The sequence below is a fragment of the Pseudoduganella chitinolytica genome, assembly GCF_029028125.1.
In the GTDB taxonomy this organism is placed as follows: Bacteria; Pseudomonadota; Gammaproteobacteria; order Burkholderiales; family Burkholderiaceae_D; genus Rugamonas; species Rugamonas chitinolytica.
The window spans coordinates 540,178-557,129 of record NZ_CP119083.1; the positions used below are offsets into that span (position 1 = coordinate 540,178).

A 16,952-nucleotide genomic window follows, 5' to 3' on the forward strand; every position below is an offset into this window, starting at 1 on the left:
ATCGGAACGGTGCGCCTGGGCGCTGGTCCGACGAATCGCGCTTAGCGCTTGTCGTCGTTCTTGTGGCTTTGACGGCCGGCTTGGGCGTGCTGCTCAGGCGTGCCGCCGCGGGTACCGCCGCCGCTGCCTGCATTGTTGCCGCCACCGCCGCCACCGCCGGAGCCTTGCGAGCCGCTCTGACGATTGCCGTCATTCTTGTGGCTCATGCTGCCTGCTTTGCGGGCTTCCTCGGAGGTGAACTCGTGAGCGTTGCCGGAAGCGTGTGCGGCACGGCCGCCTTCGCTGGCAATTTCACGTTGACGTTCTGGATCCATCGAGGCGAAACCGCGGTTGCTGGTATCGCCACTCTGGTTGTTGCCTTTGTTGCCACCTTGGTTGTTGCCGCCTTCTTTGGATGATGCCATGGTTCTCTCCTTGTATGATATGAACATTGCACATCCTTTACCTGACCTGCCAACCAGTCTGGGCCCCGGGGCCTCGTCTGCTGCTGCATTTCGGTGCAAGTCGTGTAAAGGAGCGCTCATCTTAGGCCTCGCCGCTGGTCATTTTTATAAGAGCTCAGGAGGGTGTTTTGTAGGACAAATGCCAACCTGAAAGTAACACAGCAGTAGAAACATTTCACAATCTCATGGGCCCTTGTGGCCCGACAAGCGAACCCAAATGCAAGCTCTACCGTTACGGCTCGCCCCTGGCGCCGACCTGCGTGCCACCGTTGAAAACATGCTTCCGGACGATACCTTCGCGGGATTCGTGCTGCAGGGAATCGGCAGCCTGTCGGTCGCGCAATTGCGCTTCGCCGGAAACGCGGCAGCGACACGGCTGCAGGGCGACCTGGAGATCCTGACCCTGGCGGGGACGGTCGGACCCGACGGCGCCCACCTCCACATGAGCGTGGCCGATGCCCAGGGCCGCGTGACGGGTGGCCACGTGGCACCGGGCTGCATCGTCCGCACGACGGCCGAGCTGCTGATGGCGGTGCTGCCGGGCCATGTGTTCCGGCGCGAACGGGACGCCGCGACCGGCTACCCGGAACTCGTCATCGGCGTGCGTTAGCGGAAGGGCGGAGCGGGTCCAGCAACCCGCGCAGGTTGTTGTGATCGAGTTCGTACATCAGGGCCAGCAGCGCGCCCAGTTCGCCCCGCGGGAAGCCCTCGCGCGACATCCAGGCCAGGTAGTTGCCTGGCAGGTCGGCCAGCTTGTGGCCCTTGTATTTACCGTAGGGCATGTCACGGGTCAGCAGCAAGGAAAGGGCGTCTGCATTCATCATTATTGAGTGTGATTCAAATATGGTTTGCTTCAACCGGTCTTTTTCGCAAGGATAAAAGCCGGGATACTGCGTGGCCTCGACTTTAACAGGAGTTGCCATGCCACTTGCCTTGCTCGCGCTGACGATCGGCGCTTTCGCCATCGGGACGACGGAATTCGTCATCGTCGGCCTCTTGCCCACCATTGCCGCCGACCTCGGCGTCACCTTGCCCTCCGCCGGCCTGCTGGTCAGCCTGTACGCGCTGGGTGTCGCCGTCGGCGCGCCCGTCCTGACCGCCCTGACGGGCAAGCTGCCCCGCAAGCTGCTGCTGCTGGCGCTGATGGTGCTGTTCAGCGCCGGTAACCTGCTGGCCTGGCAGGCGCCGGGCTACGCGTCGCTGGTCGCCGCGCGCATCCTGACGGGCCTGGCGCACGGCGTATTCTTCTCGATCGGTTCGACGATCGCCACGTCGCTCGTGCCGAAGGAGAAAGCGGCCAGCGCCATCGCCATCATGTTTACCGGCCTGACGGTCGCGTTGGTGACGGGCGTCCCGCTCGGCACCTTCATCGGCCAGCACTTCGGCTGGCGCGAGACGTTCCTGGCCGTCTCCGCGCTGGGCATGCTCGCCTTCCTGGGCAGCCTGCTGTTCGTGCCTGCGACGATCCGCCATGCGGCGCCCGCTTCGCTGCTGCAGCAGGTGCGCGTGCTGGGCGAGCCGCGCCTCCTGCTGGTGTACGCAATGACGGCCGTCGGCTATGGCGGCTCGTTCATCGCGTTCACCTACCTGGCGCCGATCCTGCAGCAGGTCGCGGGGTTCGGCGCGAACGCCGTCGGCCTGGTCATGCTGGTGTACGGCGTGTCGGTGGCGGTCGGCAATATCTGGGGCGGCAAGCTGGCCGACCGGCGCGGCGCCGTGGGCGCCTTGAAGATCATTTTCCTGGGCCTGGCCGCCGTGCTGCTGGCGCTGACGTTCACCGCACCACATCCGTGGCTGGTCGTGCTGACGGTGCTGCTGTGGGGAGCGGTCGCCTTCGGCAACGTGGCCGGCCTGCAGGTGTACGTGGTACAGCAGGCGGAGCATTACGCACCGCGCGCCGTCGACGTGGCGTCGGGCCTGAACATCGCCGCCTTCAACCTGGGGATCGCCGGTGGCGCCTGGGGCGGCGGCCACATCGTCGAGCGGCTGGGACTGGTGCATACGGGCTGGATCGGCGCCCTGGTCGTGCTGGGCGCCTACGGGCTGACGGCGTGGTCGGGCCGGCTGGACCGGCTCGACCAGCGCGCGGTGGCGGCGCGGGCAGGGCAGCGCTCCGCGGCCGCGCACTGACTACTTGCCCAGGGGGTCCGCCGGCAGCGCCGGTCCCTTCTTCAGCTCCTTCATGAACTGCTGGAACTGCGGCCGGAACCCGGCAAACAGCGGGTGGTCCTTCTGCTCCAGCATGACCTCGCTGAACAGTTTCAGGCCGACGGCAAACGCGGTGGCCGCATGCTCGTCGAAGTCGCCGCGGCTGCGCATGCGCCGGACGATGGCGATGATGTCGTCGTGGTTGCCCACCTCGAACTGCAGCGGCTCGTGGGTGGAGCGGACGCCCTCGGCATCCGTCAGGTGTTCCAGGGTGACGCGGTAGCGATGTTGTTTCATGGTTGACCTCCTTTCAGCCGGCCAGTATAGCCGGGTCCGGCCTGGCGGCAGCGCATGCTTGCGTGTCAGTCGACCGGCAGCAGCAGCGCATGCTGCGTGGCCGTATGAAAGTCGCGCCAGACCCGGTTGATGTCGCTGTCGGCGTGCGCCGCCTGCAGGCCACAGAACGGGTAGACGGTGTCGACGGCCGTGCGGCATGCCTCGACCAGTTGCAGCGACGTGCCCTGCAGCGTGGCCGCGTCGATGACGGTGTCCGCGAGCGCTGCCGCCCAGGCATCGTCCAGCAGCAGGTAGAAGCGCGCACGCCCGGCGGCGAGCGCCGCTTCCGCCGCCGCCAGCCGCGCCGCCACGGCGGGCACTTCCAGCATGGCGGCACCGGATGGATGCCGCCGCGTGCCCAGCAGCGGCCGCGCCAGCGCCAGGAAGTGGCGTGCCATGCCGAGCAGGTTGGCGCCCAGCGTGACGAACGCCAGCGGCATGAAGGGGAAGCGGTACAGCGGCCCCGGTGCCGTCGCGCAGGCCGGGTCGATCGCGAAGCCGTGGTCGGCCGGTACCCGGGCGCCGTCGATGCGGTAGGCATGGGAGGCGGATGCCCGCAGGCCGATGCTGCGCCACGTGGGCTCGACGGTCACGTCGCGCGCCGGCACCACGAACGCGCGGATGCGTGGCTGGCCGGCGTCGTCGCGCAGGATCTCACCCCGTTCGCGCAGCACGGCATTCAGGGTGAAGTGAGTCGCCATGGGCGCGCCGCTGGCGATGTCCCAGCGTCCCGCGATGCGCCAGCCGTCGCCGTCGCGGTCGGCGTAACCCGTCGGCGCGCCGCTGCCGGCCAGGCACACGTTCGGCGTGGCCAGAATCGCACGCGCCACGGATGGGGCCAGGAAGCCGGCAAACCAGCCCGCGCCCGCGCACAGCGTGACGACCCAGCCGGTGCTGCCGTCCTGCGCCGCGATGGCTTCCTCCAGCCGCACTGCATCCGGCAGCGGCAGCTCGGCGCCACCGCAGGCTCGCGGCGCCAGCATGCGCAGCCAGTCCTGGGCGTGGATCAGGGCCTGCTGCGCGGGCGTCAGCCAGCCGGCGACGTCCGCCTCGCGGCAGGTGGCGGCATCGAGTTGAAAACTCATCGGGCCTTCCAGTAGATCTCGTCCAGGCTGCCCTTGCCGAAGTATTTTTCGTATTCCTGCGCGGCGGACGAATCCATCATGCCGGCGATGTAGTCGATCACGAGGCGCTCGCGGCTGTCCTGCAGGCAGCGCAGCTCGGGCGGCAGCAGCACGTTGTCCTTGTTGTAGGCCTTGTCCGTCAATACTTCGAACAGGCCGCGGATGATCTTCTCGCCCCGTTTCTCGTACAGTTGCACGTCCTTCTTGCGCAGGATGGCGCGCCACAGCAGGCTTTTCAGGCCCGTGGCGAGCGCGCCCATCGAGCGGTAGCCCAGCTCCGGGCCGTGTTCGCCATCGACGACGGCGATGTCGCGGCACAGTTCGTGGACGATCTGCGACGTCATCTCCTTGCGCAGCACGATGGAATACTCCTCCGAGCTGGCCTGCGCCTCGGACTTCAGCGCTTCCTCGTGGGCGCCGTGCGCAATCCGCGAGAACGGCTGGAACGCGGCGGCGTAATCCTTGCTGATCTTGAACTCGTGCAGGATCTCGCCCCAGGTGATGATGCCGAAGCTGAGCGCATCCTCCAGGTCGTGCGCCGCGTACGCGATCTCGTCGGAGAGATCCATGATCTGCGCGTCGATGCTCTTGCGGATCGCCAGGCCGTGGCGCGCCAGCTCGCCGGACAGGAAGGCATGGTCGTCGTCGTACAGGAACTTGCGCGGGTTTTGCGCACGCGTATGGAAATACTTGGTGATGCCGGCCAGCGAACGCACCGTCAGGTTCAGGCCCGCATAGGCATGGTGCTTCTTCTCCAGCGTGCGCAGGATGCGGAACGCCTGCGCGTTGCCCTCAAAGCCGCCGCAGCCGGCGCCCAGCTCGTTCAGGATGCGCTCGCCGTAGTGGCCGAACGGCGGGTTGCCGATGTCGTGCGCCAGCGCGCAGGTCTCGGCGACGACGCTGCGCTCCAGCCCCAGGTCGGCGGCGATCGAGCGGGCGATCTGCGCCACCTCCAGGCTGTGGGTCAGGCGGTTGCGGTTGAAATTGTTGGCGTCCACGCCCAGCAACTGCATCTTGCCCTGCAGGCGGCGGAACGACGCCGAGTACAGCACGCGCGCATAGTCGCGCATGCATTCCTCGCGGCCCTCGGCGCGGCCATCCTTCTGCGCGTGCACGCGGTACTCGAGCGCCAGGATGCGCTGCTCCTGCTCCCTGGCATGGTCTTTGGTGTCGCGGTCGTACATGGCGGTTTCCCCGGCGTTCGTGAACCCCGCGATTCTAGACCAGCGCGGCCGGGGTGTATATTGCTGGCCGATCGCAATTCCTATGGATGCCCATGTCGCCCGCTTTTCTCTTCCTTGTCATCTTCGCGTATTTTGCCCTGCTGCTGGCCGTGGCCTGGTACACGTCGCGCAATGCCGACAACGACAGCTTTTTCATCGGTAACAAACGCTCGCACTGGGGCCTGGTCGCTTTCGGCATGGTCGGCACCACGCTGTCCGGCGTCACGTTCATCAGCGTGCCGGGAGCGGTGGGGCGGGACGGCTTCGGCTACCTGCAGATCACGCTGGGCTACGTGCTGGGCTACCTGGTGACGGCGGGCGTGCTGCTGCCGCTGTACTACCGGCTGCGCCTGACGTCGATCTACCATTACCTGGACGTGCGCCTGGGCCGGCGTGCCTACCAGAGCGGCGCGGCGTTCTTCATCGTTTCGCGCACCCTGGGCGCGACGGCGCGGCTGTACCTCGTCGTCAACATCCTGCAGGCGACGATCCTGGACCGCCTGGGTGTGCCGTTCTGGGCGACCAACCTCGTCATCCTCTTGATGATCCTGCTGTACACGTACGAGGGCGGGGTGCGCACGATCGTCTGGACCGACATGCTGCAGACTGCCGGCATGCTGCTGGGGCTCGTCACGTGCACGTGGTTCGTGCTCGATGCGCTGCAGCTGGACGTACCCGGCAGCCTCGCCCGGATGCAGGACGCCGGCCTGGCCCGGGTCTTCGACTGGAACGTGGACAGCCCCGGCTACTTCTGGAAGCAGGTGGTGGCGGGCGCCTTCATCACCATCGCGATGACGGGCATGGACCAGGAGATGATGCAGAAGAATATCTCCGTGCGTACCCTGGCGGGCGCGCAGAAGAACATGCTGCTGCTGACGTTCATCCTGGTGCTCGTGCTGGCGCTGTTTCTCTTCCTGGGCGCTCTGCTGCACCTGTACGCCGGCGCGGCCGGCATCCAGGCCACCGGCGACCGGCTGTTCCCGACCATCGTCATGGAGCACCTGCCGGCCGCGGTCCAGCTGGTCTTCTTCATCGGCCTGGTCAGCGCGCTGTTCCCCAGCGCCGACGGCGCCATCACGGCGCTGACGTCGTCGTTCTGCATCGACCTGCTGGGCATCCAGCGCAAGGATGGGCTGGCAGGCGACTTGCACGAAGCGACCCGCAAGCGCTGGCGCCACCGCGTGCACCTGGGCTTCTGCGCGCTGTTCCTGCTGCTGGTCATGGTGTTCAAGTGGATCGACAGCGCCAGCATGATCGGCGTGATCCTGAAGCTGGCCGGCTATACGTACGGCCCGCTGCTGGGATTGTTCGGCTTCGGCCTGCTGACGCGCCGCGCGGTGCGCGAGCGCTGGGTGCCGGCCGTCGTGCTGGCCGGGCCGGCGCTGTGCGCGCTGCTGGAGTGGCAGCAGGGCGCGCTGTTCGGCAGCTACCGCCTGGGCCTGGAACTCCTGCTCATCAATGGCCTGTTCGTGCTGGGCGGGCTGTGGCTGATCTCGACGCCGGCGCCGCGCGACAGCGCTGTCCCGGTGGCACGATAGGATTTTCAGGCATGGCCTGTTAAAGTCCTGTTCATATCTTCTTTACCGCAGGAGTTTCGATGTCCCGATCCGTAGCATCCTATCTGCGTGGCGGCTTGTCCCGCACCTGGCGCTTCATCGACGCCAGCCGCCGCGCCGTGCTGAACCTGATTTTCCTTGCCATCGTCCTCGCACTGCTGTTCGCGTTCTTCGGTGGCGGCGCCAAGCCGCTGGGGAACAAGACCATGCTCGTGCTGAACCTGAACGGCCAGCTGGTCGAGCAGACGCCGGGCGGCGCCAAGCTGGCCGCGCTGGCCAACCTGGACGACGACGACCGCCGCCGTTTCGTCCAGCTGCGCGACGTGCTGCGCGTGCTCGATGCCGCCGCGCGCGACCCGCAGATCGCCGGCGCCGTCCTCGTCATGGACGAGATGGAAGGCGGCGGCCAGGCCATGCTGCGTGAGATCGCGGCGGGTATCGACCGCTTCAAGGCCAGCGGCAAGACCGTCGTGGCGTGGGGCTCCAGCTACAACCAGCGCCAGTACCAGGTGGCGGCGCATGCCAGCGAGGTGTACCTGCATCCGATGGGCGCGGTCATCCTGGACGGTTTCGGCCAGTACCGCAACTACTACCGCGACGCGCTCGACAAGGTCGGCGTCACCGTCAACCTGATCAAGGTGGGCACGTTCAAGAGCGCCGCCGAGCCGTTCATCGGCAACGGTCCTTCCGAGGCCGCACGGGAGGCCGATGCTTACCTGAACAACGACCTGTGGGCCCGCTACATGCAGGAAGTGGAGACGGTACGCAAGCTGCCGAAGGGGACCATCACGCGCACCATCGACACGCTGCCGGAGGGCCTGCAGGCCGTCGGCGGCGACCTGGCCAAGCTGGCGCAGCAGGTGAAACTGGTCGATGGCCTGAAGACGCGTGACCAGATCCGCGAGCTGGTGCTCCAGCGCGGCATGCCGGATGCGGAAGGCAAGTCGTTCCGCCAGGTCGGCTTCGACGAATACCTGGCCCGCCTGCGCCAGCCGATGACGGGGGATGCGATCGGCGTCGTGATGGCCGTCGGCGAGATCGGCGACGGCATCGCGCCGCCCGGTTCCATCGGCGGCCTGTCCACGGCCAACCTGATCCGGCTGGCGCGCGAGGACAAGGACATCAAGGCCATCGTGCTGCGGGTCGACTCGCCCGGCGGCAGCGCCTTCGGTTCGGAGCTGATCCGGCGCGAACTGGAACTGACGCGCGCGGCCGGCAAGCCCGTCGTCGTCTCGATGGGCAACGTGGCCGCTTCCGGCGGCTACTGGATCTCGATGGCGGCCGACGAGGTGATCGCCGACCCGACCACCATCACCGGTTCGATTGGCGTGTTCGCGCTGTTCCCCACCGTGGACAAGGTCATGGACAAGGTGGGCATCCACAGCGCCGGCCAGCCCACAACGTGGCTGGGCGATGCCGGCAATCCCACCCGGCCGCTCGACCCGCGCTTCGGCCAGGTGTTGCAGGCTTCCGTCAGCCACGTCTACGGCGACTTCACGCGCCGCGTCGCGCTTGCCCGCAAGAGCACGCCGGAGAAGATCGACGCCGTGGCCCAGGGCCGCATCTGGACGGGCGCCCAGGCGAAGGAGCGGGGCCTGGTGGACACGCTGGGCAGCTTCGGCGACGCGCTGAAGTCGGCCGCGCGCCGCGCCAAGCTGACGGGCGGCACCCGCGTCGTCTACATCGAGCGCGCCGGTTCCAAGTTCGACAAGCTGGTGGAGTTCTTCGGCGGCTCGGCCGCGCAGGCGGTGGCCAAGGCGCTGACGCAGGAAACGGGCGTGGCCCTGGCGCCCACCGGCATGCCGCTGGGTGTGGCGACCGACGTGGCGCGCGAGCTGACCTGGCTGAACGAGATGACGGACCACCGCAAGCCGTTCATGACCCTGACCCACTGCCTGTGCACATCGCCGCAATAGCGGCCGTCCGAGGAGAAGACACATGTTGCAACTGTTCGGCCACCCGTTTTCGTCGTATACCCAGAAGGTCCTGGTGGCGCTCTACGAAACCGCGCTGCCGTTCGAGTTCCGCTGGATCGGGCCGGACGCGCCCGATGGCACCGACCATGGCGTCGAATGGCTGGCGCGCTGGCCGCTGCGCAAGTTCCCCATCCTGGTGGACGGGGAACGTACGCTGGCCGAGAGCAGCATCATCGTGGAGTACCTGCAGCTGACGTATCCCGCTCCGGTGGCGCTGTTGCCGGCCGATCCGCTGGCGGCACTGGACGTGCGCTTCCTCGACCGCTTCTTCGACCTGCACGTGATGGCGCCGATGCAGCAGGCGGTGGACGGCGCCTTGACGGGCGATCCGGCCAAGGCGCGCGATGCGCTGGCACTGGCGGTGCCGAAGCTCGAGCGCGCCTACGCATGGCTGGAACAGCACCTGGCCGGGCGCACGTGGGCGGCAGGCGAGGCCTTCACGCTGGCCGACTGCGCCGCCGCGCCGTCGCTGTTCTACGCCGACTGGACGCATCCGATCGGCGAACAGTATCCGCAACTGCGTGCTTACCGCGCGCGGCTGCTGGCGCGGCCGTCGTTCGCCCGCGCCGTCGAGGAAGCCCGCCCGTTCCGCGCCTATTTTCCGCTGGGCGCGCCTGAGCGGGATTAGCCGGAACGGCACCTCGGGTTCCGGCCGCCGCGATAATTGGAGAGAATTGCGCGGCAGCCGAACTGCTATGCTGTGCCGATCCAGACTTCGGCCCTTCCAATGCGCATGTCCCCACCTGTCGTGTCCTTTGCCACACCCCTGGCAACGCTGTTCATCGCCATTGCCTTGTCCAGCGCTGCCCACGCCGACCCGGGCTTCGCCGGCCTGCAGCCCGGTCCGCTGGCGGTCGGCTGGAAAACTGTCCAGCAATACGACGCCAGCCGCACCTACCGCGGTACGATCGATGCCGTAACCGGGCAGCCCGTGCAGGGCGAGCGCGCCCGGCCCATCCAGACGCTGATCTGGTACCCGGCCCGCAAGGGCGGCGAGCCGGTGCGCTACGGCGACTATCTGCGCACCGAAGCGACCGACGAGGCGTTCGACCTGACGACCGCGCAGGTCGAGGCCCGGGTCGCCACGGCCCGCAAGGAACTCGAGACCCGCCTCGGCGCTGGCCCCGCGGCTGCCATGCTGGCCCAGCGCATGTGGGCCGTGCGCGACGCCGCGCCGGCGGCGGGCAAGTATCCGGTTGTCCTCTATGCGCCGGGTGTCGGCGGCCCCGGACACGAGCCGGCCGACCTGGGCGAATACCTTGCCAGCCACGGTTACATCGTCATCGCCAGCCGCAACCTGGGCGCGCGTACGCGCATGCTGGTGCCGGATACGGAAGGCGTCGAGACGCAGATGCGCGACATCCAGTTCCTGCTGTCCCATGCGCGCAGCCTGCCGCAGGCGGACATGACGCAGGTCGCGGTCGCCGGATGGAGCTGGGGTGGCATGACGAACGTGTTCGCGGCCGAGCGCGACCAGCGCATCCGCGCGCTCATCAGCCTCGACGGCACCCGCGAGCCCGAGCAGACCCGGCGCATCGACCGCCATCGCATCACCGTGCCGTGGCTGTACATCCAGCGCCGGCCGGAGACGGTCGCCGAGCTCAGCAAGAAGGGTATCGACACCTCGTTCAGCCTGCTCAACGAAGTGGCGTATGCGGATGTCTACCAGGTGGTCATGCAGCCGATGCAGCATGCCGATTTCTCGTCCGCCGCGCTGCGCGAGGCCAACCCCGGCTATTTCAGGGAATACAGCCGCGCCGAAGTCGAGCAGGCCTACCATTGGACGGCCCGCTACATGCTGCAATTCCTCAACGCGACGCTGAAAAACGATGCGGCCGGCAAGGCGTTCCTGGGCAAGGCACCGGCCGAGAATGGCGTGCCACGGCACCTGGCGCTGTTGCGGCACACGCCAGCGCGCCCCGGTCCGGTGCCGAACCGCGAGGGCTTCACGGCGGCGCTGGCGCAGCGTGGCTTCGGCCACGCGACCGAGTTGTACCGCGAGCTGAACCAGCGCAACAAGGCCTTCGTGCTGTCGGACCACGAGATCAACAGCTGGGGCTATGCGCTGTTGCGCCAGGCTGGCAACGTGAACGACGCCATTGCCATGTTCACGTTCGGCACCACGCTGTACCCGGACAACGCCAATCTGTTCGACAGCCTGGGCGAGGCGCAGGAACATACCGGCAACACGGCGGCGGCGGTGACGAGCTACCGGCGTTCGCTGGCGCTCGACCCCGGCAACGTCAATGCCGCCACGCGGCTGGCCACGCTGGCGCCGGCGCAGGCATCGCGCTAGCGGGCGAGGGCTGTCATGACCTCGTCATGACAGCCCCTTACAATCCGGGCCTTTATTTACCTTGTCATTACTTGAGGAAAGGCCCACCCCGCATGAGCAAGATCTCCCGCCCGCTCGAACCCGAAGACTTCGGCACCAACCGTTCCGGCAACCCCTATATCGGCGATATCGTCCTGGCCAAACGCCGCGCGATCCTGACCGGCGGGCTGGTGACGGTAGCGCTATCACTGTTCGGTTGTGGCGGTGACGGCGACAGCGTGCCCACCACGGCGCCGGTCACGCCGACCCCGCCGGTCGAGCCGGCCCCGCCCGTCATTCCGGCCAATACGCTGAACTTCGCCAGCGTCCAGCGCACGCCGATGATCGCCGGGAACGAGCTGGTCGTCCCGCCGGGTTACCTTTGGCGCGCGTTGACGAAGCAGGGCGACCCGATCGGCAGCAAGCTGGGCGCCCCCGCGTTCCGCTCGTCGGCGGCGCGCCGCTTCGATACCACCGGCGCCGAGGCGGAACTGCAGTTCGGCGACAACCACGACGGCCTGGCCTTCTTCCCGCTGCCGTACGGCTCGCCGTCCGGCTCGAACAGCAGCGACCGGGGCCTGCTGGCGATCAACCACGAGGCGGCGCGCGCCAACGTCATCAGCGGCTTCCGCTTCGTCGGCGTTACGGCCAGCACGGACCCGGCCAAGCTCGACCCCGCCGGCGAGACGGCGGTGAACCCCGATGTGGTGCGCAAGCAGAAGGCGTATCACGGCGTGTCGGTGGCGGAGGTCTACCGCGACGCTTCCGGCCAATGGCAGGTGCAGCGCGACTCCGCGTATGCGCGCAAGGTCCATGCGGACACGCCGATCGCCATCGGCGGCCCGGCGCGCGGCCATGCGGCCATGCGGACGAGCGCCGACCCCGCGGGCGTGCTGGCGCGCGGCACCTTGGGCAACTGCGGCAGCGGCGCCACGCCATGGGGCACCTACCTGACGTGCGAGGAGGACAGCCACAAGAACTACTTCGCCACGCGCGAGATGAATCCGAAGGACCCCCGTTTCGAGGATCCGCGCTGGGCGCGCTACAACATCGTCAGCGGCTACGCACGCGACTACACGTGGCACTTCCTGGACAAGCGCTTCGACCTGGCCGTGGAGCCGAACGAAACCAACCGCTTCGGCTGGGTCGTCGAGATCGACCCGTACGACCCGGACTGGCAGCCCGTCAAGCGCACGGCGTTGGGCCGCTTCGCCCACGAGAACGTGGCGCATCTCGTCAATGCCGACCGCCGCGTGGCGTTCTACATGGGCGACGACCAGGGCTTCGACTACGTCTACAGGTTCGTCACCGCCAAGCCGATGAACCCGGACGACCGCAAGGCCAACCGCGGCCTGCTGGACGAGGGCACGCTGTACGTGGCGAAGTACAACGCGGACGGCAGCGGCGAATGGCTGCCGCTGGTGCACGGCCAGAACGGCCTGACGGCGGAAAACGGCTTCCCCGACCAGGCTTCGGTGCTGATCTGGGCGCGCCTGGCGGCCGACAGGCTGGGGGCGACGCAGATGGACCGGCCGGAATGGATCGCGTCGGACCCTGGCAGCGGCTGGGTCTACGCGACGATGTCGAACAACACGGGGCGCGGCAGCGCTACGGCACCGGGCGGCACCACGGCCGCGCCACGCGCCGCGCAGCCGAAGAGCGCGACCAACCCACGCGACAAGAACCTGCACGGCCACATCATCCGCATGCGCGACACCGGCGGCGACGTGACCGGCACCCGCTTCGCGTGGGAGATGGTCGTGCTGGCAGGCACGGGCAAGGCCGACACGCCGGGCGCCGACAACCGCGGCACGATCAACGGCGACGCCTTCAGTTCGCCCGACAGCGTGATGTTCGATGCCTGGCAGCGCCTGTGGATCGGCACCGATGCGGCCGACGGGCTGAAGTCGTCCGACTGGACGGGTGCAGGCACGGACTGGTCGGGCCTGGGCGGCGACGTCCTGCTGGCGATGGACACCCGCACGGGCCAGGTCAAGCGCTTCCTGCTGGCGCCGGACGGCGCCGAAGTGTGCGGTGCGGCGCTGACGGCCGACGGCCGCGCGCTGTTCGTCAACATCCAGCACCCCGGCACGGAGCAGCCGCGCGACCTCGCCATCGAGGCGATGACGTGGCCGGACAAGGTCGCCGTCGGCGATGGCGGCATCGTGCGCTCCGCAACCGTCGTCATCACGCGCGAGGACGGTGGCGTCATCGGCATCTGACGGCGCTGGCGCCGGCAGCGTCGGGGGCGGGCCCGATGCCGCCGGCGGCATTCATCCCGCCAGTGCCGCCTTCCTCCCGGATTGAAGGGCATTCGTCGCATGGGCGAGAACCCGGGCACGCGCGCGGCTAGAATGGCAGGGCAAGTCCAACCCGAGGAATCCCATGCCTTCTCCCGCTTTCCTGCCAACGGGCGTGCCTGCCGGTCCGGAAGTCGAACATGACCGCCGCCTGGTGCGCCGCTACCTGCTGCAGTCGGCGCTGCGCTTCAACGCCGGCTCGCTGCTGTTCCTGTCGCTGGCGATCGCGCTGCTGCCGCTCGGGCTGGGCATTGGCACGGGCGCGCCGGGCGAAACCGGTGCGCACAAGCTGAACCCGTACATGGTCGGCGGCGGCGTGCTGGCGCTGATGGCCTGGCTTGCGCTGATGTCCGGCGGGGTCGCCCGCGGCTACCTGGCCCGGCTGGGCGAGCAGGGCAAGGCGCTGAGCGCCGAGGCAATGGCTGCCACGGTGACGCGCCGCCTCCATGCGCCGTTCAATGCCTACACGACGTTCGACCTGTGCACTGAGGCCTTGTCGGGACTGGCGCTGGGCACGGCGCTGGGCTACGCCGGACCGGCGGCGTTTCGCCACGACCCGTTCAAGGGCCGGATCGTGCTGGGTCGCTGGCGTCCGCTGGCGCTGGGGCGCCATGTCGAGGTGCGGCTATCGACCGAACCGGGTCCCAGCTGCCAGATCGAGCTGCGCTGCCGCCCGGGCGTGACCTGGTTCGCGATCCAGCAGGGCCAGGCGCTGCACGCCGCGGAGACGGTGTACGCGCAGCTGCGCCAGCAGCTGGAGCGCCATGCGGCCGCGCTGGAAGCGGCACGGCGCGAACGCGAACTGGAACGCACCTCGCTGCAGGCCCGCCTGTCGGCCCTGCAGGCCCAGGTCGAGCCGCACTTCCTGTTCAATACCCTGGCCAACCTGAAGTACCTGATCCGCACCGATCAACAGGGCGCGCAGGACATGCTCGATCACCTGGTCGGCTACCTGCAGAACGCGCTGCCGGACATGCGCTCGGTCTCCTCGACCCTGGGGCGCGAACTGGACCTGGTCAGCGACTACCTGGCGGTGATGCGCATCCGCATGGGCGAGCGCCTGCGCTTCGAAGTCGCCGTGGACGAGGACTTGCGCAGCCTGCCGTTCCCGCCCGCGATGCTGATCTCGCTGGTGGAGAACGCCGTCAAGCATGGGTTGGAGCGGGCCAGCCGTCCGGGCCTGATCACGATCGGCGCAAGTCGTGAGTGCACCAGGGACGGGCAGGTGCTGAGCGTGTCCGTGGTTGACGATGGCGTCGGCTTGACCGAACAGGCGGGGCAGGGCACGGGCCTGGCCAATATCGCGGAACGCCTGCTGCTGCTGTACGGGCGGACGGCCGGCCTGGTGGTGGAGCCCGCCGAAGCAAGTGGCGTACGAGCCGTGCTGACGGTACCCGTGGCAGGAAAGGGCGCCTGATGCCGACCGCCGTGATCGTCGAAGACGAGCCGCTGCTGCGGGCCGAGCTGACGGACCAGTTGCGTGCGCTGTGGCCGGAGCTGGAGATTGCCGGCCATGCCGAGAACGGGATCGACGCGGTGGCGTGCATTGACGCGGTGCAGCCGGACATCGTGTTCCTGGACATCCAGATGCCTGGCCTGAACGGCCTCGAGGTGGCGCGCCATATCCCCGACGCCTGCCAGGTGGTGTTCGTCACGGCGTACGCCGACCATGCGCTGGCCGCATTCGATGCCGGCGCCTGCGACTACCTGGTCAAGCCGCCGACGACCGCGCGCCTGCTGCAGGCGATCCGCCGCCTCAAGTCGCGCGCTGCCGCCAGCCCGCCGCCGGCCGTGTGGGACAAGCTGTTCGAGCGGGAGCGTGCGCCCGTCTACCTGAAGTGGATCAAGGCTTCGAGCGGCACCATGGTGCGGCTGGTGATGGTCAGCGAAGTACTGTACTTCGCCGCCAGCGAGAAGTACACCCGGGTCGTGACGGAGCAGGGCGATGCACTGATCCGCTTGCCCCTCAAGACCCTGCTGGAGCAACTGGACCCGCAGCAGTTCACGCAAATCCACCGCAGCGCCATCGTCAACCTGCAAGCCATCGACCGGATCGAACGCGAGCAGGCCGGCGGGGGCAGCGGCCTGGTGGTCATCCTGAAGGGCCGCGCCGAGCGCCTGGCCGTCAGCGAAGCCTTTACCCGGCAGTTCCGCCAGATGTAGGCGCGCCGCGACCCCGGCACAGCGATGCCGGTTGTATCCCCACCCGGGGCAGTCGCCAGTTTTGCAGCAATCGAGGAAGCCGCCGGATCAACTCCGGCAAGGCCGCTGGTCGCGCACGCGCGTTCGATCGGCACGACATAGGTCATCAACCACCATGAGAGAAGAAAATGAAGAAGAAATGGATCGTCATACCGTTGTTGCTGTTGCTGGTCGTGATCGGGGCCTTGGCCGCCACGCCGATGGGGAGGCATCTGGCGGATCGCTACTGGCCCCGGCCGAAGGTGGTGATCGACGGCGCGATGCGCGCGCAGGCGATCGATGCGCTGGTGGCGAAGCTGAACGCGCATTATGTTTTTCCCGACAAGGCCAGACAGGTCGAAGCGGTCCTGCGCCAGCGTCAGCGCGAAGGCAAGTACGATGGGATCACGGACGGCGAGCAACTGGCCACGCAGCTCACGGACGACCTCGAAGGGACGCTCCATGACCGCCACCTCAGCGTGGGATTCGAGCCCGGCCAGGTGCCGCCGGACGATGAGGTCGGCCCACCACCCCAGTCGCTGGCGGAATGGGAACGGTCGGCCCCGCTTCCCTTGCGCCTGTTTGTCCGTGTATCGGACCTCGGCGTGGAAGACGTGGATCGCCTGGGCGCGAACATCGGCTACCTGCGCACCTCCCAGTTCCCGCCCCACTTCCTGATGGCCAGCCCGTACGCCGCGGCGATGGAGAAGCTGGCCGACACCGAAGGCCTGATCGTGGACCTGCGCGACAACGGCGGCGGCGGGCCGGAAACGGTGGCCTTGCTGATCAGCTATTTCGTCGACGGGCGTACCCGCCTCAACGACATCTGGGATCGCAATACCGGGATCAGCAGGCAGCAGTGGACGCAAGAAAACCTTGCTGGCAAACGCTATGGCGGCAAGAAACCGATCGTCATCCTGGCCGGCCCCGGCACGATGTCCGCGGGCGAGGACTTTGCCTACACGATGCAGGCACTGAAACGTGCCACGGTGATCGGCGAGCGCACCTGGGGCGGCGCCCACCCGGCGCGCCCTTATCGCCTGGCCGAGCATTTCTATGCCGTGATACCGGACGCGCGCACCATCAGTCCGATCACCAATGGCAATTGGGAAGGCACGGGCGTCACCCCGGATGTCGCGGCAAAGCCGGACAACGCGCTCGACGTGGCCAGGGACCTGCTGCAACGCCGGCTGCAGGGAAGCGCTGCGCTGGCCGCCGCGGGACGGTGACGCCAGGCATCAGGCGGCAACACCGCAGACATGCGAGCTTGCCGGACGCGCGATGCAGCCGACCGCGCTGCTGCTCAGGAACGCAGACGTAAAAAAGCCCGCTCGAGGCGGGCTTCGATGTT

The 16,952-nt window shown here is 68.0% G+C and carries 15 protein-coding genes; 10 read left to right on the top strand and 5 right to left on the bottom strand.

The window, feature by feature from the left end:
- Window positions 1-41: 41 nt before the first annotated feature.
- Entirely contained in the window at window positions 42-404 is a 363-nt protein-coding gene (locus tag PX653_RS02450) for a KGG domain-containing protein (RefSeq protein WP_277416360.1), read from the bottom strand.
- 256 nt (window positions 405-660) lie between these two features.
- Here PX653_RS02450 and PX653_RS02455 point away from each other — a divergent pair, with 256 nt between their 5' ends.
- Complete coding sequence (locus tag PX653_RS02455) at window positions 661-1,053, top strand: PPC domain-containing DNA-binding protein (protein ID WP_277416361.1); 393 nt, start codon at window positions 661-663, stop codon at window positions 1,051-1,053.
- Here PX653_RS02455 and PX653_RS02460 read toward each other — a convergent pair.
- Complete coding sequence (locus tag PX653_RS02460) at window positions 1,037-1,264, bottom strand: DUF3820 family protein (RefSeq protein ID WP_277418496.1); 228 nt, start codon at window positions 1,262-1,264, stop codon at window positions 1,037-1,039. The two genes, PX653_RS02455 and PX653_RS02460, sit on opposite strands and share 17 nt — an antisense overlap.
- Before the next feature lie 100 nt (window positions 1,265-1,364).
- Here PX653_RS02460 and PX653_RS02465 point away from each other — a divergent pair, with 100 nt between their 5' ends.
- On the top strand, window positions 1,365-2,573 hold the full coding sequence (locus tag PX653_RS02465; protein ID WP_277416362.1) for an MFS transporter: 1,209 nt from the start codon (window positions 1,365-1,367) through the stop codon (window positions 2,571-2,573).
- On the opposite strand, the gene PX653_RS02470 is transcribed toward PX653_RS02465, so the two are convergent.
- The 3 genes from PX653_RS02470 to dgt all read right to left on the bottom strand — a co-directional run bounded on the left by PX653_RS02470 (window position 2,574) and on the right by dgt (window position 5,235).
- Window positions 2,574-2,888: a DUF3861 domain-containing protein gene (locus PX653_RS02470; RefSeq protein ID WP_277416363.1), complete on the bottom strand. Its 315-nt coding sequence runs from the start codon at window positions 2,886-2,888 to the stop codon at window positions 2,574-2,576.
- 65 nt (window positions 2,889-2,953) lie between these two features.
- Window positions 2,954-4,012 (bottom strand): acyl-CoA dehydrogenase family protein, encoded by a 1,059-nt coding sequence (locus PX653_RS02475; protein WP_277416364.1) that lies wholly within the window; start codon window positions 4,010-4,012, stop codon window positions 2,954-2,956.
- Window positions 4,009-5,235, bottom strand: a complete 1,227-nt coding sequence (gene dgt / locus PX653_RS02480; RefSeq protein ID WP_277416365.1) for a dGTP triphosphohydrolase — start codon at window positions 5,233-5,235, stop codon at window positions 4,009-4,011. Before dgt ends, PX653_RS02475 begins: the two co-directional genes overlap by 4 nt.
- A 92-nt stretch (window positions 5,236-5,327) precedes the next feature.
- On the opposite strand from dgt, the gene PX653_RS02485 reads away from it, so the two are divergent.
- From PX653_RS02485 to PX653_RS02520, 8 genes are all read left to right on the top strand, one after another.
- Window positions 5,328-6,812, top strand: coding sequence for a sodium:solute symporter (locus PX653_RS02485; RefSeq protein ID WP_277416366.1), 1,485 nt, complete (start codon window positions 5,328-5,330; stop codon window positions 6,810-6,812).
- A 59-nt stretch (window positions 6,813-6,871) separates the two neighbouring features.
- Window positions 6,872-8,746 (top strand): signal peptide peptidase SppA, encoded by a 1,875-nt coding sequence (gene sppA, locus PX653_RS02490; protein WP_277416367.1) that lies wholly within the window; start codon window positions 6,872-6,874, stop codon window positions 8,744-8,746.
- Window positions 8,747-8,768: 22 nt separating this feature from the next.
- Complete coding sequence (locus PX653_RS02495) at window positions 8,769-9,434, top strand: glutathione S-transferase family protein (RefSeq protein WP_277416368.1); 666 nt, start codon at window positions 8,769-8,771, stop codon at window positions 9,432-9,434.
- A gap of 105 nt (window positions 9,435-9,539) precedes the next feature.
- Entirely contained in the window at window positions 9,540-11,102 is a 1,563-nt protein-coding gene (locus PX653_RS02500) for a poly(ethylene terephthalate) hydrolase family protein (RefSeq protein WP_277416369.1), read from the top strand.
- Window positions 11,103-11,194: 92 nt separating this feature from the next.
- Window positions 11,195-13,342 (top strand): PhoX family protein, encoded by a 2,148-nt coding sequence (locus PX653_RS02505; protein WP_277416370.1) that lies wholly within the window; start codon window positions 11,195-11,197, stop codon window positions 13,340-13,342.
- Window positions 13,343-13,505: 163 nt separating this feature from the next.
- Window positions 13,506-14,837, top strand: a complete 1,332-nt coding sequence (locus tag PX653_RS02510; protein WP_277416371.1) for a sensor histidine kinase — start codon at window positions 13,506-13,508, stop codon at window positions 14,835-14,837.
- Complete coding sequence (locus tag PX653_RS02515) at window positions 14,837-15,583, top strand: LytR/AlgR family response regulator transcription factor (protein ID WP_277416372.1); 747 nt, start codon at window positions 14,837-14,839, stop codon at window positions 15,581-15,583. The genes PX653_RS02510 and PX653_RS02515 overlap by 1 nt, the downstream gene beginning before the upstream one ends.
- Window positions 15,584-15,750: 167 nt before the next feature.
- On the top strand, window positions 15,751-16,830 hold the full coding sequence (locus PX653_RS02520) for a S41 family peptidase (RefSeq protein WP_277416373.1): 1,080 nt from the start codon (window positions 15,751-15,753) through the stop codon (window positions 16,828-16,830).
- Window positions 16,831-16,952 lie beyond the last annotated feature (122 nt).

Bases quoted from the DNA above. Each gene is read 5' to 3' on its own strand.
- PX653_RS02450 (WP_277416360.1), bottom strand. From the start codon at position 404: ATGGCATCATCCAAAGAAGGCGGCAACAACCAAGGTGGCAACAAAGGC.
- PX653_RS02455 (WP_277416361.1), top strand. From the start codon at position 661: ATGCAAGCTCTACCGTTACGGCTCGCCCCTGGCGCCGACCTGCGTGCC.
- PX653_RS02460 (WP_277418496.1), bottom strand. From the start codon at position 1,264: ATGAATGCAGACGCCCTTTCCTTGCTGCTGACCCGTGACATGCCCTAC.
- PX653_RS02465 (WP_277416362.1), top strand. From the start codon at position 1,365: ATGCCACTTGCCTTGCTCGCGCTGACGATCGGCGCTTTCGCCATCGGG.
- PX653_RS02470 (WP_277416363.1), bottom strand. From the start codon at position 2,888: ATGAAACAACATCGCTACCGCGTCACCCTGGAACACCTGACGGATGCC.
- PX653_RS02475 (WP_277416364.1), bottom strand. From the start codon at position 4,012: ATGAGTTTTCAACTCGATGCCGCCACCTGCCGCGAGGCGGACGTCGCC.
- dgt (WP_277416365.1), bottom strand. From the start codon at position 5,235: ATGTACGACCGCGACACCAAAGACCATGCCAGGGAGCAGGAGCAGCGC.
- PX653_RS02485 (WP_277416366.1), top strand. From the start codon at position 5,328: ATGTCGCCCGCTTTTCTCTTCCTTGTCATCTTCGCGTATTTTGCCCTG.
- sppA (WP_277416367.1), top strand. From the start codon at position 6,872: ATGTCCCGATCCGTAGCATCCTATCTGCGTGGCGGCTTGTCCCGCACC.
- PX653_RS02495 (WP_277416368.1), top strand. From the start codon at position 8,769: ATGTTGCAACTGTTCGGCCACCCGTTTTCGTCGTATACCCAGAAGGTC.
- PX653_RS02500 (WP_277416369.1), top strand. From the start codon at position 9,540: ATGTCCCCACCTGTCGTGTCCTTTGCCACACCCCTGGCAACGCTGTTC.
- PX653_RS02505 (WP_277416370.1), top strand. From the start codon at position 11,195: ATGAGCAAGATCTCCCGCCCGCTCGAACCCGAAGACTTCGGCACCAAC.
- PX653_RS02510 (WP_277416371.1), top strand. From the start codon at position 13,506: ATGCCTTCTCCCGCTTTCCTGCCAACGGGCGTGCCTGCCGGTCCGGAA.
- PX653_RS02515 (WP_277416372.1), top strand. From the start codon at position 14,837: ATGCCGACCGCCGTGATCGTCGAAGACGAGCCGCTGCTGCGGGCCGAG.
- PX653_RS02520 (WP_277416373.1), top strand. From the start codon at position 15,751: ATGAAGAAGAAATGGATCGTCATACCGTTGTTGCTGTTGCTGGTCGTG.